This window comes from Agromyces bracchium (assembly GCF_009709675.1).
In the GTDB taxonomy this organism is placed as follows: domain Bacteria; phylum Actinomycetota; class Actinomycetes; order Actinomycetales; family Microbacteriaceae; genus Agromyces; species Agromyces bracchium.
Genome location: NZ_WMLB01000011.1, coordinates 110,063 through 124,918, shown reverse-complemented (window position 1 = coordinate 124,918; position 14,856 = coordinate 110,063). Strand labels below are relative to the sequence as shown.

14 protein-coding genes are annotated in these 14,856 nt (G+C 72.6%); 10 read left to right on the top strand and 4 right to left on the bottom strand.

Annotation, left to right across the window (positions count from 1 at the left end):
• Positions 1-97: 97 nt before the first annotated feature.
• The gene (locus GJ743_RS04220; RefSeq protein WP_155050675.1) at positions 98-1,264 is read right to left on the bottom strand and encodes a MalY/PatB family protein; all 1,167 of its coding nucleotides are present in this window, start codon (positions 1,262-1,264) and stop codon (positions 98-100) included.
• A 140-nt stretch (positions 1,265-1,404) separates the two neighbouring features.
• Here GJ743_RS04220 and GJ743_RS04215 point away from each other — a divergent pair, with 140 nt between their 5' ends.
• The 8 genes from GJ743_RS04215 (at position 1,405) to GJ743_RS04180 (ending at position 11,413) form a co-directional block, all read left to right on the top strand.
• Positions 1,405-3,105: an ABC-F family ATP-binding cassette domain-containing protein gene (locus tag GJ743_RS04215; protein WP_155050674.1), complete on the top strand. Its 1,701-nt coding sequence runs from the start codon at positions 1,405-1,407 to the stop codon at positions 3,103-3,105.
• 55 nt (positions 3,106-3,160) lie between these two features.
• Positions 3,161-4,285, top strand: coding sequence for a GuaB3 family IMP dehydrogenase-related protein (locus tag GJ743_RS04210; protein ID WP_328288772.1), 1,125 nt, complete (start codon positions 3,161-3,163; stop codon positions 4,283-4,285).
• A 142-nt stretch (positions 4,286-4,427) separates the two neighbouring features.
• Positions 4,428-6,158 (top strand): glycerol-3-phosphate dehydrogenase/oxidase, encoded by a 1,731-nt coding sequence (locus tag GJ743_RS04205; RefSeq protein WP_155050673.1) that lies wholly within the window; start codon positions 4,428-4,430, stop codon positions 6,156-6,158.
• A 150-nt stretch (positions 6,159-6,308) separates the two neighbouring features.
• Positions 6,309-7,139 (top strand): SURF1 family protein, encoded by an 831-nt coding sequence (locus GJ743_RS04200; RefSeq protein ID WP_155050672.1) that lies wholly within the window; start codon positions 6,309-6,311, stop codon positions 7,137-7,139.
• A gap of 64 nt (positions 7,140-7,203) precedes the next feature.
• Positions 7,204-8,166 (top strand): S1C family serine protease, encoded by a 963-nt coding sequence (locus tag GJ743_RS04195; protein ID WP_328288771.1) that lies wholly within the window; start codon positions 7,204-7,206, stop codon positions 8,164-8,166.
• An 83-nt stretch (positions 8,167-8,249) separates the two neighbouring features.
• The gene (locus tag GJ743_RS04190) at positions 8,250-8,792 is read left to right on the top strand and encodes a DUF3817 domain-containing protein (protein ID WP_155050671.1); all 543 of its coding nucleotides are present in this window, start codon (positions 8,250-8,252) and stop codon (positions 8,790-8,792) included.
• Positions 8,789-10,366, top strand: coding sequence for a glutamine-hydrolyzing GMP synthase (gene guaA, locus GJ743_RS04185; protein WP_328288770.1), 1,578 nt, complete (start codon positions 8,789-8,791; stop codon positions 10,364-10,366). The genes GJ743_RS04190 and guaA overlap by 4 nt, the downstream gene beginning before the upstream one ends.
• Positions 10,367-10,468: 102 nt before the next feature.
• Positions 10,469-11,413 carry an L-lactate dehydrogenase gene (locus GJ743_RS04180; protein WP_155050670.1) on the top strand — a complete coding sequence of 315 codons (945 nt, stop codon included), beginning with the start codon at positions 10,469-10,471 and terminating at the stop codon, positions 11,411-11,413.
• Positions 11,414-11,426: 13 nt separating this feature from the next.
• Here the strand turns inward: GJ743_RS04180 and GJ743_RS04175 are convergent, their stop codons facing one another.
• Positions 11,427-11,837, bottom strand: coding sequence for a type II toxin-antitoxin system VapC family toxin (locus GJ743_RS04175; protein WP_328288769.1), 411 nt, complete (start codon positions 11,835-11,837; stop codon positions 11,427-11,429).
• Entirely contained in the window at positions 11,834-12,067 is a 234-nt protein-coding gene (locus GJ743_RS04170; protein WP_155050669.1) for a type II toxin-antitoxin system Phd/YefM family antitoxin, read from the bottom strand. The genes GJ743_RS04175 and GJ743_RS04170 overlap by 4 nt, the downstream gene beginning before the upstream one ends.
• Positions 12,068-12,214: 147 nt before the next feature.
• Here GJ743_RS04170 and GJ743_RS04165 point away from each other — a divergent pair, with 147 nt between their 5' ends.
• Both GJ743_RS04165 and GJ743_RS04160 read left to right on the top strand, forming a co-directional pair.
• A complete protein-coding gene (locus GJ743_RS04165) occupies positions 12,215-12,670 on the top strand; it encodes a YciI family protein (RefSeq protein ID WP_155050668.1) in 456 nt (151 codons plus the stop codon).
• Positions 12,671-12,685: 15 nt separating this feature from the next.
• On the top strand, positions 12,686-13,987 hold the full coding sequence (locus GJ743_RS04160; RefSeq protein WP_328288768.1) for an RNA polymerase sigma factor: 1,302 nt from the start codon (positions 12,686-12,688) through the stop codon (positions 13,985-13,987).
• Positions 13,988-14,045: 58 nt separating this feature from the next.
• Here the strand turns inward: GJ743_RS04160 and GJ743_RS04155 are convergent, their stop codons facing one another.
• Positions 14,046-14,855: a Bax inhibitor-1/YccA family protein gene (locus GJ743_RS04155; protein WP_155050667.1), complete on the bottom strand. Its 810-nt coding sequence runs from the start codon at positions 14,853-14,855 to the stop codon at positions 14,046-14,048.
• Between the last annotated feature and the right edge of the window lies 1 nt (position 14,856).

The window sequence follows — 14,856 nt, the reverse complement described above, 5'->3', positions numbered from 1 at the left end:
GCGGCCGGTGCTACTCGACCAACGGTGCAGTCGGTCCGGCCTGCGGCCGGTGCTACTCGACCACCGGGTCTCGATACGGGCCGGCCTGCGGCCGGTCCTACTCGACCACCGAGGTGCGGGCGTCGGCGATGCGCGTGATCGCCTCGGACAGCACCTCGGGTGAGCAGGCGAGGTTCAGGCGTGCGTGCCCGCGGCCGGCATCCGTACCGAACTTCGGCCCCTCGGCGAGCGCGACCCGTGCGCGCTCGAGCGCCACGGCCGCGGGATCGTCGCCCCAGCCGAGCACCGACAGGTCGAGCCACGCGAGGTAGCCGGCCTGCGGCATGCGGTAGCGCACGCCGGGCAGTTCGTCCTCGAGCAGGTCGGCGAGGAGGCGGCGGTTGTCGTCGATCGAGGCGATGACGCCGTCGAGCCAGTGCCCGCCGTGCCGGAACGCGGCGACCGAGGCGATCGAGCCGAACTGGCTCATGCGCCATTCGACCTCGTAGGGCAGGGCGTCGCGCACTGCGTCGCCGCGCTCGCTCGCGGTGACGATCATCGCGGCCTTCAGCCCGGCGAGGTTGAACGCCTTGCTCGCGGCCGTGACGGCGATGCCGTGCTCGCGCGCCGCGTCCGACACGGTGAGGAACGGCACGTACGGTGAATCGGGCTGCGACAGGGGGCCGTGCACCTCGTCGGAGACGATCGTCGCGCCGTGGCGCGCGGCGATCTCGGCGAGTGCGGCGAGCTGGTCACGGGGGTGCGCGAGGCCGACGGGGTTGTGGGGGTTGCACAGGACCATGGCACGGGCGCCTGCGGCGAACGCGGCGTCGACGCCGTCGAGGTCGAGCGACCAGCCCTCGTCGATGCCGCCCGCGAGCGGCACCTCGACGACGGTTCCGCCCGCCTCGGTCACGAGGTCGAAGAACGGCGGGTAGATCGGCGGGTCGATGACGACGCCGTCGCCCGGTCGGATCACTCGCCGCAGCACCTCGACGATGCCCATGCTGACGTCGGCGGTGCTCGTGATCCGCGCCGGGTCGGGCTCCCAGCCGAGGCGCGCGGCGGCGAACGGCGCGAACGCGTCGGCCACTGGCCGACTGCCGGAGTGGTACCCCGTGTCGGATCGGCGGATCGCCGCGTGCAGCGCCTCGGCGATGGGCTCGGCGAGCGGGTAGTCCATCTCGGCGACGGGCAGCGGCAGCACGTCGGGGTCGTACATGCGCCACTTGGCGCTGGTGCGGGTGCGGAGCTGGTCGAGGGGGTCGGCGGCGACGCGGTGCATGACCCCAGCCTGCCGCACCCGGGCCCCCGAAGCGGGGGTTTTCCGGACGCACGTCGCGGCGCGGCATCCGCCCTTGTATTCTGGTCGGCTGCCCGTCGGGCGCCGCGGCGCGGCCGCGTACCGGAACGGATCGCACCACCATGGGCTTCATCGACGTCAACGGCGTCTCCTTCTCGCTGCCGGACGGCCGGCCGCTGCTCGCCGATCTCGCGTTCCGCGTGACCGAAGGGCGGACGACCGCCCTCATCGGGCAGAACGGCGCGGGCAAGACGACCCTGCTCCGCATCGTCCGCGGCGAGCTGCGGCCCGACGAGGGCAGCGTGCAGGTCGTCGGCGGGCTCGGGGTCATGGACCAGTTCGTGGGGCGCGGCGAGGTCGTCGAGGGGGTCGACCGGACCGTGCAGGGCCTCCTCGTCACGGTCGCGCCTGCACGTGTGCGCGCTGCGGCGATCGAGCTCGAGCGTGCGGAGAACGCCCTGATCGAGACGGATGACACGGCCGCGCAGATGCGGTACGCGTCGGCGCTCGCCGAATACGCCGAGGCCGGCGGGTACGACCAGGAGGTCGTGTGGGACCACTGCACGACCGCCGCGCTCGGCATCCCGTTCGAGCGTGCGAAGTGGCGCGAGCTGTCGACCCTGTCGGGCGGCGAGCAGAAGCGGCTCGCGCTCGAGGCGCTGCTCCGCGGCCCCGAGGAGGTGCTGCTGCTCGACGAGCCCGATAACTCGCTCGACGTGCCGGGCAAGCGCTGGCTCGAGGGGCAGCTGCGGGCGACGCCGAAGACGGTGCTCCTCGTCTCGCACGATCGCGAGCTCCTCGCGCGCGCCGCCGACCGGATCGTGACGCTCGAGGCGGGTGCGGCGGGCAGCACGGCCTGGGTGCACGGCGGCGGGTTCGGCGGTTACCACGCCGCGCGCGAGGAGCGCTTCGCGCGGCTCGACGAGCTGCGGCGACGCTGGGACGAGCAGCACGCGCAGCTGAGACAGCTCGTTCAGACGCTGAAGGTCAAGGCCACGTACAACGACGGGATGGCCTCGCGCTACCAGGCAGCGGTCACGCGGCTGCGGAAGTTCGAGGAGGCGGGGCCGCCCGAGGAGCGGCCGCCGGCCCAGGCGGTGTCGATGCGACTGCGCGGATCGCGCACGGGCAAGCGCGCCGTGGTGTGCGAGGGGCTCGAGCTCACCGGGCTGATGCGGCCGTTCGACCTCGAGGTCTGGTACGGCGACCGGGTCGCGGTGCTCGGCTCGAACGGGTCGGGCAAGTCGCACTTCCTGCGGCTGCTCGCGGGCGGCGGCACCGATCCCGACCGGGCGAAGGGGCACGTGACGGATGTCGGTGCGACCCTCGCCGCCGTCCCGCACACGGGCACCGCGACGCTCGGCGCGCGGGTCGTGCCGGGCTGGTTCGCGCAGGGGCACGAACTGCCCGGCCTTCGCGGCCGGACGCTGCTCGACATCCTGCATCGCGGCGACGCGAACCGGGAGGGCATGGCGCGCGAGGCGTCGAGCTCGGCGCTCGACCGCTACGGGCTCGCCGCCGCCGCGCAGCAGGAGTTCGACGCGCTCTCGGGCGGCCAGCAGGCGCGCCTGCAGATCCTGCTGCTCGAGCTCTCCGGCGCGACGCTGCTGCTCCTCGACGAGCCGACCGACAACCTCGACCTGGTGTCAGCCGAGGCCCTGGAGGACGCGCTCTCGCGCTTCGACGGCACCGTGCTCGCGGTCACGCACGACCGCTGGTTCACGCGGTCGTTCGACCGGTTCGTGGTGTTCCGCTCCGACGGCGAGGTCGTCGAGGCGGACGCGCCCGTGTGGGACGAGGCCCGGGTGGCGCGGGCGCGCTGAGCGTGCGCCCGAGGCATCCGTGTCGCACGTCGGGGCCCTTGGGTAGGGTTGAACGGTGACCCAGGAGATCGAGATCGGCCGCTCCAAGCGGGGCCGTCGCGTCTACGCGTTCGACGACATCGCCATCGTGCCGAGCCGGCGCACCCGTGACCCGGAGGACGTCTCGGTCGGCTGGTCGATCGACGCGTACCAGTTCGACATCCCGTTCCTCGCCGCGCCGATGGACTCGGTCGTCTCGCCGCAGACGGCGATCATGATGGGCCAGCTCGGCGGCCTCGGCGTGCTCGACCTCGAGGGCCTCTGGACCAGGTACGAGAACCCCGAGCCCGCGCTCGCCGAGATCCGCAACCTGAGCGACGAGCGGGCGACGGCGCGCATGCAGGAGCTGTACGCCGAGCCGATCAAGCCCGACCTCGTCACCGAGCGCCTCGCCGAGATCCGCGCGGCGGGCGTGACCGTCGCGGGCGCGCTCTCGCCGCAGCGCACCCAAGAGCTCTACGAGACCGTCGTCGCCGCGGGCGTCGACCTGTTCGTGATCCGCGGCACCACGGTGTCGGCCGAGCACGTCTCGAAGAGCGTCGAGCCGCTGAACCTCAAGAAGTTCATCTACGAGCTCGACGTGCCCGTGATCGTCGGCGGCGCGGCGACGTACACCGCGGCCCTGCACCTCATGCGCACGGGCGCTGCCGGTGTGCTCGTCGGCTTCGGCGGTGGCGCGGCCTCGACCACGCGCGCGACGCTCGGCATCCACGCCCCCATGGCCACTGCGGTGGCGGATGTCGCGGGCGCGCGTCGCGACTACCTCGACGAGTCCGGCGGCCGGTACGTGCACGTCATCGCCGACGGCGGCGTCGGTGCGGCGGGCGACATCGTGAAGGCCGTCGCGTGCGGCGCCGACGCGGTCATGCTGGGCGCTGCGCTCGCTCGTGCGACCGACGCACCCGGCGGCGGATGGCACTGGGGGCCCGAGGCGCACCACTCGAAGCTGCCGCGCGGCCAGCGCGTGCAGGTCGGCCAGGTCGCCCCGCTCGAGGAGATCCTCTACGGGCCTGCGCCGGCCGCCGACGGCACGGCGAACCTCGTCGGTGCGCTCCGCAAGTCGATGGCGACGACCGGGTACTCCGACCTCAAGGAGTTCCAGCGCGTCGAGGTCGTCGTCGCGCCGTACCAGTCGGCCTAGCACCCGCTCCTACACCGGTCCGGCGCCGCTGTCGACCCGGGTCGCGTCCCAGCAGATTCCATGGCAGCCCCGCGCGGGGAGCGGGTAGCGTTGGGACGGACGGGCGTGGCCGCCGCGGTCCGCCCGGGGATGGGGAGCGACGATGGCGAGACTGAAGTCGGTGACGCGTTCGAACAAGCTCGGGCCGGAGGAACGCGAGGCGGCGATCGCCCGCCTCAAGGAGAAGGAACTCGACGTCCTCGTGGTCGGCGGCGGCATCGTCGGCACGGGGGCCGCGCTCGACTCGGTGACCAGGGGCCTGTCGACCGGGCTCCTCGAGGCGCGCGACTGGGCGTCGGGCACCTCGAGCCGGTCGTCGAAGCTCGTGCACGGCGGCATCCGCTACCTCGAACAGCTCGACTTCCGCCTCGTGCGCGAGGCGCTCATCGAACGCGGCCTGCTGCTGCAGCGCATCGCGCCGCACCTCGTCAAGCCCGTCCGATTCCTCTACCCGTTGCAGAAGCGCGTGTTCGAGCGGGTCTACATCGGCGCCGGCATGCTGCTCTACGACGTCTTCAGCTACTCCGGCGGGCGCCCGCCGGGCGTGCCGCACCACCGCCACCTCTCGAAGCGCCAGGTGATGCGCGCGATCCCGTCGCTCTCGAGCGACGCCCTCGTCGGCGGGCTCACGTACTACGACGCACAGGTCGACGACGCGCGGTACGTGGCCTCCCTCGCCCGCACGGCCTCGTTCTACGGCGCGCACGTCGCGAGCCGCGTCAAGGTCGAGGGATTCGTCAAGGTGGGCGAGCGCGTCGTGGGCGTGCAGGCGCACGACCTCCAGACCGATGAGCACTTCGAGATCCGCGCGAAGCAGGTCGTGAACGCGACGGGCGTCTGGACCGACGACACCCAGCGGATGGTGGGGGAGCGCGGCACGTTCAAGGTGCGCGCGTCGAAGGGCATCCACCTCGTGGTGCCGCGCGACCGCATCCAGTCGGCGATGGGCATGATCTTCCGCACCGAGAAGAGCGTGCTGTTCGTCATCCCGTGGGGTCGGCACTGGCTCATCGGCACGACCGACACGGACTGGAACCTCGACAAGGCGCATCCCGCCGCGACCGCGGCCGACATCGACTACCTGCTCGAGCACGTGAACTCGGTCATGGCGATCCCGCTCAGCCGCGAGGACGTCGAGGGCGTGTTCGCGGGGCTGCGGCCGCTGCTCGCCGGCGAGAGCGAGTCGACGTCGAAGCTCTCGCGAGAGCACGTCGTCGCGCACACCGTGCCGGGGCTCGTCGTCGTCGCCGGCGGCAAATGGACGACCTACCGGGTGATGGCGAAGGACGCGATCGACGCGGCCGCCGACGCGCTCGACGGGCGCGTACCGGCCTCGACGACGCAGGACATCCCGCTCCTCGGCGCCGAGGGCTACCAGGCGGCGTGGAACAAGCGCGGCAAGATCGCCCGCGCCTTCGGCGTGCACAAGGTGCGCATCGAGCACCTGCTGAACCGCTACGGCACGCTCACCGACGAGCTGCTCGACCTCATCCGCGAGACGCCCGAGCTCGGCGAGCCGCTGCCGGGCGCCGACGACTACCTCGGCGCCGAGGTCGTGTACGCGGCCTCGCACGAGGGTGCGCTGCACCTCGACGACGTGCTCGCCAGGCGCACCCGCATCTCGATCGAGGCGTGGGACCGCGGGGTCTCGGCGGCGCCGGTCGCCGCGAGGCTCATGGCCGGGGTGCTCGGCTGGGACGCCGACCGCGAAGCGCTCGAGGTCGAGCGCTACCTGCAGCGCGTCGCGGCCGAGCGCGCGTCGCAGGAGCAGCCCGACGACGAGGCGGCCGACCGCGCGCGGCTCGAGGCGCCCGACATCGTGAAGGTCGACTGAGTTCGCCGGTGGTCGAGTAGCACCGAAGGCGCGTATCGAGACCGGGCTGCGCGGGCTCGGGGTCTCGATACGGCGCTGCGCGCCTACTCGACCGCCGGGGCGGGGCCTCGCAGGGGGCGCGCATCCGGCCCGGCTAGAATCTCGGGCGACATGCTCCGGATGATGCTGCGCCCCCGCTGGGTGCTCGCCCTGCTCGCTGCGCTCGGCATCGCAGCCGGCTTCGCGCTCCTCGCCCAGTGGCAGGTCGACCGCGCCGTCGAGCAGGCGATCGTGGTCGAGCGGCCCACCGAGGAGGTCCGCCCCTTCGGCGAGGTCGTGCAGCCCGACGGGCCGACCGAGCAGGCCGCGACCGGCCAGCGCGTCGCCGTGACCGGCACGATCGTGCCGGGCGACACCGTGCTCGTGCAGGGCCGCCTGAACGACGGCGTCGCCGGCTGGTGGGTGGTCGCCCACCTCGAGGTGACGGATGCCGCCGCCGGCGGGCTGCCCGTCGCGCTCGGCTGGGCGGCCGACGAGGAGACCGCGCGCGCGGCGCTCGACGAAGTTGACCGCGCCGCGGCATCCGCCGGCGAGATCGAGGTCGTCGGCCGGTTCCTGCCGAGCGAGGCACCCGTGGCGCCCGACGAGGGCGATGACCCGCAGGCGATGACGACCGTCGCGGTCGCGCACCTCATCAACGTCTGGGCCGACTACGACGACCGGCCCGTGTACTTCGGCTATGTCACCGCGACCGAGCCCGCGGCCGGTCTCGACGCGATCGATTCGCCGCCGCCGCTGCAGGAGTCCGAGCTCAACTGGCTCAACGTGTTCTACGCGGTCGAGTGGGTCGTGTTCGCGGGCTTCGCGGTGTTCCTCTGGTACCGGCTCGTCAAGGACGCCGTGCAGCGCGAGCGCGAGGAGGCCGAGCTCGCGGCCGAGGAGGCCGGGCAGGCCGACGCGGCGTCTGATGCCGCGGCGCCGGCCGACGCGACCCGGGACTGAGCAGGCGTTTCCGCCGTCGGCGAACTCCGGACGCGGCATCCGCCGGCGGGGTGAGGATGCCGGTGTGGGCGATGACGATCTGGAACCGGTCGGGCCCGACGCGGAGCGCGCCGAGGACCCGCTCGACGCCTACTCGCGCGTGGTGACCCGGGTCGCGGGCGGCCTGTTGCCGAGCATGGCCAGCCTCGCGGTGCGCTCGCGTCGCGGCCAGGGCACGGGCAGCGCGAGCGTCGTGTCGGCCGACGGCATCCTGCTCACCTCGGCGCACGTCGTCGCGGGCGCCGACCGCGCCGAGGCCGCGTTCGGCGACGGCACCGAGGCCGACGCCGAGGTGATCGGGCGCGATCCGCTGTCCGACCTCGCGGTGCTCCGCGCCCACGGCCCCGTGCCGCCCGCCGTGCCGCTCGGCGACGCCCGGACGCTCCGGGTCGGGCAGCTCGTCGTCGCGCTCGGCACGCCGCTCGGTCTCGCCGGCAGCGTCACCGCGGGCATCGTCTCGAACCTCGGCCGTTCGCTGCCGACGGCCGCGGGCCGCGTCGTCGACGAGGTCATCCAGACGGATGCCGCGCTGAATCCCGGCAACAGCGGCGGCGCGCTCGCCGACGGGACCGGGCGGATGGTCGGCGTCAACACCGCGGTCGCGGGCGTCGGCCTGGGGCTCGCGGTGCCGATCAACCCCGCGACGCGCGAGATCATCGACGCGCTCGTCGCGCACGGGCGCGTGCGCCGCGCGTGGCTCGGCATCGCGGGCGCGCAGGTGCGCCTCGCGCCGGAGCTCGCCGAACGGGTCGGCTCGACGACCGGGCTGCAGGTCACGGGCGTCGTCGACGGCAGTCCCGCCGAGGTCGCCGGGATCCGGCCGGGCGACATCGCCGTGAGCCTCGACGGCACGGGCATCGTGACCGCGACCTCGATCCAGCGGCTCATGGTCGAGGGCGCGATCGACCGCGAGGTCGAGATGACGCTCTGGCGCGGCGGCGCCCTCGTCGACGTGTTCGTGGTGCCGCGCGAACTCGTCGGCTCGTAGCGGCGCGCACGGCCGCGTGCGGCGCCGGAGCGCGGCATCAGTCACGGCCATCGTCCAGCCGGGCGCCACGTAGACTGGACGCCATGCCCCTCGAGCCCAAACCGGCTGAATTCCCGCGCATCCGCGGGGCCCTCAAGTTCTACATGGTGGCCTCGGTCATCACGGGCGTCATGCTCCTCCTGCTCTGCGCGGAGATGCTGCTGAAGTACGTCTGGCACCTCGAGCTCTACGCGTTCGGCCCGAACGGCGTGCTCTCGTTCGAGCCCGTCGTCGAGACGGCCGAGGGGCTGGAGTCGACCGGCACGGGCGTGAACCTCTCGGCCGGCATCCTCATCGCGCACGGCTGGTTCTACGTCGTGTACCTGTTCAGCAACTTCCGCCTGTGGAGCCTCATGCGCTGGCCGTTCTGGCGCCTACTCGTGCTCGCCTCGGGCGGCATCGTGCCGTTCCTCTCGTTCATCCTCGAGGCCCGGATCGGGCGCGAGGTCCGCGGCTACCTCGCGGCGCGTGAAGCGGATGCCGCGGCGACCGCCGCACCCGCGGCCGCTCCCGGCGCGGCCGGCGACGCGACCGATTCCGACTCCGACTCCGACACCGATTCCGAGCCCGTGGAGGCCGCCCAGTGAGCGAGACCCAGCAGCGACCCGTCCTCGTCGTGGACTTCGGCGCGCAGTACGCGCAGCTGATCGCGCGACGCGTGCGCGAGGCATCCGTCTACTCCGAGATCGTGCCGCACACGATCACGGCCGACGAGGTGCGCGCGAAGGACCCGGTCGGCATCGTGCTCTCGGGCGGGCCGTCGTCGGTGTACGAGCCCGGCGCGCCCTCGCTCGACCCGGGCATCCTCGAGCTCGGGGTGCCGACGCTCGGCATCTGCTACGGCTTCCAGGTCATGGCCCAGCAGCTCGGCGGCGAGGTCGCGCACACCGGCCACCGCGAGTACGGCTCGACCGCGGCCACCGTGCGCGTCGACGACCACAACTCGCTGCTCGGCGGCCAGCCCGAGCACCAGACCGTCTGGATGAGCCACGGCGACTCCGTCGCGGTCGCGCCCGACGGGTTCGACGTGCTCGCCTCGACCGCGACCACGCCCGTCGCGGCGTTCGCGAACGACGAGCAGGGCTTCTACGGCGTGCAGTGGCACCCCGAGGTCAAGCACTCGCCGTTCGGCCAGGCCGTGATCGAGAACTTCCTGCACCGGGCCGCCGGCATCGCCGCCGACTGGAACCCCGACAACGTCATCGCCGAGCAGGTCGAGCGGATCCGCGCGCAGGTCGGGTCGGCACGGGTCATCTCCGCGCTCTCGGGCGGCGTCGACTCCGCCGTCTCGACGGCGCTCGTGCACGAAGCCGTCGGCGACCAGCTCACGGCGGTGTTCGTCGACCACGGGCTCCTCCGCAAGGGCGAGCGCGAGCAGGTTCAGCAGGACTACGTCGCCGCGACCGGCGTGCGCCTCGTGACCGTCGATGCGGCCGACACCTTCCTCGCCGCGCTCGAGGGCGTCACCGACCCCGAGGAGAAGCGCAAGATCATCGGGCGCGAGTTCATCCGCGCGTTCGAGCAGGCCGAGCGCGACCTGATCGCCGAGGCCGCGGCGCACGGCGAGGCCGTGAAGTTCCTCGTGCAGGGCACGCTCTACCCCGACGTCGTCGAGTCGGGCGGGGGCACGGGCACCGCGAACATCAAGAGCCACCACAACGTCGGCGGGCTTCCGGAAGACCTGCAGTTCGAGCTCGTCGAGCCGCTTCGCACGCTCTTCAAGGACGAGGTGCGCGCCATCGGCCGCGAGCTCGGCCTGCCCGAGGCGATCGTCGGCCGCCAGCCGTTCCCCGGGCCCGGCCTCGGCATCCGCATCGTCGGCGAGGTCACCCGCGACCGCCTCGAGGTGCTGCGCGAGGCCGACGCCATCGCGCGAGCGGAGCTCACCGCCGCCGGCCTCGACGACGAGATCTGGCAGTGCCCCGTGGTGCTGCTCGCCGACGTGCGCTCGGTCGGCGTGCAGGGCGACGGCCGCACCTACGGCCACCCCATCGTGCTGCGCCCGGTCTCATCGGAGGACGCGATGACCGCCGACTGGACGCGCCTGCCCTACGACGTGCTCGCGAAGATCTCCAACCGCATCACCAACGAGGTGCGCGAGGTCAACCGCGTCGTGCTCGACGTCACGTCGAAGCCGCCGGGGACCATCGAGTGGGAGTGAGGCCGCGCGAGCGCGCGACCTGAGCCGGAGGGCGCGGACCGCGGGGTCCGCGCCCTCCGTCGTGCCGTGGCATCCGCCGGACGCATCTGCGAGCATGGCCGCATGGCGGTCATCGAGAACTCCAAGCTCAGCGTCATCGGGGCCGGAAGCGTCGGCGCGAGCCTCGTGTACGCGTCGCTCATCCGGGAGTCGGCGAACCAGGTGGCGCTGTATGACATCGCGGCCGAGAAGGTCGAGGCCGAGGTGCTCGATCTCGCGCACGGCACGCAGTTCACGCGGTCGAACGTGATCGGCGGCGCCGATCTCGACGTGGTGGCCGACTCGCACGTCGTGGTGATCACGGCCGGTGCCAAGCAGCAGCCCGGACAGAGTCGTATGGAGCTCGCGGGCACGAACGTCGGGATCCTCGAGCGGCTGCTGCCGCAACTGCTCGAGCGCGCGCCCGACGCGATCTACGTGCTCGTGACCAACCCGGTCGACGTGCTCACCGTCGCCGCGCAGCGCATCAGCGGCCTCCCTCCCGAGCGGGTGATCGGATCGGGCACGGTGCTCGACACGTCGCGCCTGCGCTGGCTGCTCGCCAAGCGGGCCGGCGTCATGACCTCGAGCGTGCACGCCGACATCGTCGGCGAGCACGGCGACACCGAGTTCCCGCTGTGGTCGAACGCGCGGATCGGACCCGTGCCGATCCTCGACTGGACGGGCGGCGAACGCTTCTCGATCGACGAGCTCGACGGGATCGCCTCCGAGGTGCGCAACGCGGCGTACACCGTCATCCGCGGCAAGGGCGCGACGAACTACGCGATCGGCCTGTCGGGCGCGCGCATCGTCGAGGCGCTGCTCGACGACGAACATGCGGTGCTGCCCGTCTCGACGGTGCACTCCGGTGCCTTCGGGCTCGACGGGATCGCACTGTCGATGCCGTCGGTCGTCGGGGGGAACGGCGCGTTCCCGATCGCCGAGACGCCTATGTCCGAAACCGAGGCGGGACTGCTCGCGGCATCCGGCGACGCGATCCGCGCGACCATGCAGACGCTCGGTCTCTGACGCCGCAGAGGGCTCACGCCGGGAGCGTCGCAACGCCTGCAACAGCGGCCGCTGACGCGAGCGCGGCATCGCGAGTCGCGAGCGGAAGCCCTTCGCGCTCGGCGACGATCAGGTAGGCCGCGTCGTAGGCGCTCAGGGCGTGTTGCCGCGCCGACTGCAGGAGCGAGGCGGGATCGAGGTCTCGCACGACGTGGATCGGCAACGAACGGAGGAGCGTCGAGCGGCGGGCCACCTCAGCCTCGCTGAGGCGTCCTCGCCGCTCCGCAACGGCGAGGACGTTCGCGACCTCGTACTCCCAGATGACCGGCACGATCGCGCCCCCGTCGGCGAGTCGATGGAGCAGCGCGTCGGACTCGGGCCGGGCTTCGTCCTCGAAGCACCAGCTGAGCGCGACCGACGCGTCGAGCACGAAGGCGCTCGTCACGCCCGACCCTCCTCGATCAGGCGCCGCACGTCCGCGCCGAGGCGCGACCCGGATCGTGCCGAAAGCAGGGCGGCGACGGTCTCAGCTGCGGGGGCGGACGGCTGGTCGGTCGGAACGAGCCGGGCCACCGGCATGCCGTGCCGCGTGATGGTGATCTCCTCGCCGGCCTCGACGCGCTCGATCAGCGCGGGCAGGTGGGTCTTCGCCTCGTACGCTCCGACGGTGGACATGAGGACAGACTAGTCGGAGACCGGTCGGAATGGAATGGGAGCGGGCCTCTCACGCGAATTCCGATGCCGTGTCGATCGGGCGTCTACCCGTTCGACGTCATCAGTGAGAGGGTCGAGACGCGACCCCGACGCGAGGAGCGAACCACCATGACGAAGTACATGATGATCATGCGAGCCACCGACGACGCCGTCGAGGCCTTCCAGGACATGCCGTTCGACGAGGTCATCGCGGCGATGGGCCGCTACAACGAGGAGATGATGAAGGCCGGCATCATGCTGGCGGGCGAAGGCCTCTCCGACGCGAGCGAGGGCTTCGTCGTCGACTTCACGGCCGAGGCGCCGCTCGTCACCGACGGCCCCTACGGCGAGACGAAGGAGCTCTTCAACGGGTTCTGGATCATCGACGTCGCCTCGAAGGAGGAGGCCGTGGAGTGGGCGCGACGCTGCCCCCTCGGCCCAGGCTCGAAGCTCGAGGTGCGGCGCGTGAACGACATCGAGGACTTCCCGCAGGACAACGAGTGGATCCGGAAGGAGGTCGGCTGGCGGGCCGAGCAGGCCGAGCGCCTCGCCGCCGACGCCCGTCGCGGTGCCGCTCAGGCCTGACCTGCCCGGGCGCACGTGACCGACGAGACGGACGCCGCGGCGGCGCGGCCGGCGGACCCCGAGTCCGCCCGGCGCGCCGTCGCCGCCGTGTGGCGCATCGAGTCGGCACGCATCGTCGCGACCCTCACGCGCATGGTCGGCGACTTCGCGCTCGCCGAGGACCTGGCCCAGGACGCGCTCGCCGAGGCGCTCGCGCAGTGGCCGGCCTCGGGGATCCCCTCGAACCCGGGCGCGTGGCTCACCGCGGTGGCCAAGCGCCGGGCGATCGACGGCTGGCGCCGCCGGGAGCGCTACGACGAGCGGCTCGCGGCGATCGCGCACGACCTCGAGCGCGAGCAGGCCGAGGCGACGGATGCCACGGGCGACCTGCCCTACGACCCCGACGCGATCGACGACGACGTGCTCCGGCTCGTGTTCGTGTCGTGCCATCCGGTGCTCTCGCGCGAAGCGCGCGTCGCGCTGACGCTCCGCGTGGTCGGAGGTCTCACGACCGAGGAGATCGCGCGGGCGTTCCTCACGCCCGTGTCGACCGTGCAGCAGCGCATCGTTCGGGCGAAGAAGGCGCTCGGCGCGGCCGGGGTGCCGTTCGAGGTGCCGCCGCGCGACGAATACCCGGAACGCCTCGGCACGGTGCTCGGCGTGCTGTACCTGATCTTCAACGAGGGGCACTCGGCGTCGGCGGGTTCCGACCTGATGCGGCCCGAGCTCAGCCGTGAGGCGTTGCGGCTCGCCCGCGTGCTCGCGTCGCTCGTGCCCCGCGAGCCCGAGGTGCACGGGCTCGTCGCCCTCATGGAGCTCACCGCGGCTCGGTTCCCGGCCCGGCTCGACGCGAACGGCGACGCGGTGCTGCTGGCCGACCAGGATCGCCGTCGGTGGGATCGCTCGGCGATCACCCGGGGCCGTGCGGCGCTGGCGCGTGCCGACGCGCTCGGCCGCGGCCGGGGGCCGTACGCCCTGCAGGCGGCGATCGCCGAGCAGCACGACGTCGCGGCATCCGTCGACGACACCGACTGGGCCGCGATCGTCGCGCTCTACGAGGCGCTCGGGCAGGTCGCGCCCTCGCCCGTGGTCGAGCTGAACCGGGCCGTCGCGGTCGCGATGGCCGACGGACCGGAGGCGGGACTCGCGATCGTCGACGAGCTCGCCGCCGACGGCCGATTGGCGCGGTACCACCCGCTGCACGCCGTGCGCGGCGAGCTGCTCGAGCGGCTCGGGCGGGCGGATGACGCGCGCGAGGCGTTCGCGGAATCGGCGCGCCTCACGGCGAACGAGCGCGAGCGCGCGGTGCTGCTCGCGCGCGCTGCGACCGGGCGCTGAACGCGGAACGGGCCGCCCCCGAGGGGACGGCCCGTTCGCGAGTGCGGCGCGGTGAGCGCTAGTCGCGCGTGATCGCGAGGATGCGCAGGATCTCGAGGTACAGCCAGATGACGGTGACCATGATGCCGAAGGCGCCGGTCCAGCCGTACTTCTTCGGGAGGCGGTTGCGCACGCCCTGCTGGATGAAGTCGAAGTCGAGCACGAGCGAGTACGCGGCCATGATGACGACGAGCACGCCGATGATGAGACCCAGCGGGATGCCGGCGATCTCGGCGCCGCGGAGGCCCCACGGGTCGTCGGTCACGCCGAAGAGCATGAGGCCCATGTTCACGAGCGAGAACACCAGGTAGCCGACCATGGCGACGAGGAAGATCTTCGTCGCCTTCTTCGACGCGCGGATCTTGCCCGAGGCGAACAGCGCGAGCGTCACGCCGACGACCACGAGCGTCGCGATGACGGCCTGCGCGACGATGCCGCCGCCGTAGGCCATCTCGTACCAGGCCGAGATGCCGCCGACGAAGATGCCCTGCACGCCCGCGTACGCGAGGATCAGCGCGGGCGACGGCTCCTTCTTGAAGATGTTGACGAGGGCGAGCACGAAGCCGACGAGGCCGGCGCCGATCCAGAGGAACGGCACGGACTGGACCGTGAGCCAGCCGATCGCGGCACCCACGAGGAGCACGCCGAAGGCGGCGGCCGACTTGGCGATCGAGTCCTCGATCGTCATGACGTCGCGGTCGGGGAGCGTCGCGGGCTGGTTGTACATGTCCTGCAGCTGCTGGGCGGACATGTCCTGTGCGACAGCCACCGCCCCCTGGCCGGAGGTGAACGCCTCGTTGCGTGAGAAGGCGGGGTTGTTGAGAGCCATT

Excerpts from the sequence above, each read along its gene's own strand:
- GJ743_RS04220 (WP_155050675.1), bottom strand. The coding sequence starts at position 1,264 with ATGCACCGCGTCGCCGCCGACCCCCTCGACCAGCTCCGCACCCGCACC.
- GJ743_RS04215 (WP_155050674.1), top strand. The coding sequence starts at position 1,405 with ATGGGCTTCATCGACGTCAACGGCGTCTCCTTCTCGCTGCCGGACGGC.
- GJ743_RS04205 (WP_155050673.1), top strand. The coding sequence starts at position 4,428 with ATGGCGAGACTGAAGTCGGTGACGCGTTCGAACAAGCTCGGGCCGGAG.
- GJ743_RS04200 (WP_155050672.1), top strand. The coding sequence starts at position 6,309 with ATGCTCCGGATGATGCTGCGCCCCCGCTGGGTGCTCGCCCTGCTCGCT.
- GJ743_RS04190 (WP_155050671.1), top strand. The coding sequence starts at position 8,250 with ATGCCCCTCGAGCCCAAACCGGCTGAATTCCCGCGCATCCGCGGGGCC.
- GJ743_RS04180 (WP_155050670.1), top strand. The coding sequence starts at position 10,469 with ATGGCGGTCATCGAGAACTCCAAGCTCAGCGTCATCGGGGCCGGAAGC.
- GJ743_RS04170 (WP_155050669.1), bottom strand. The coding sequence starts at position 12,067 with ATGTCCACCGTCGGAGCGTACGAGGCGAAGACCCACCTGCCCGCGCTG.
- GJ743_RS04165 (WP_155050668.1), top strand. The coding sequence starts at position 12,215 with ATGACGAAGTACATGATGATCATGCGAGCCACCGACGACGCCGTCGAG.
- GJ743_RS04155 (WP_155050667.1), bottom strand. The coding sequence starts at position 14,855 with ATGGCTCTCAACAACCCCGCCTTCTCACGCAACGAGGCGTTCACCTCC.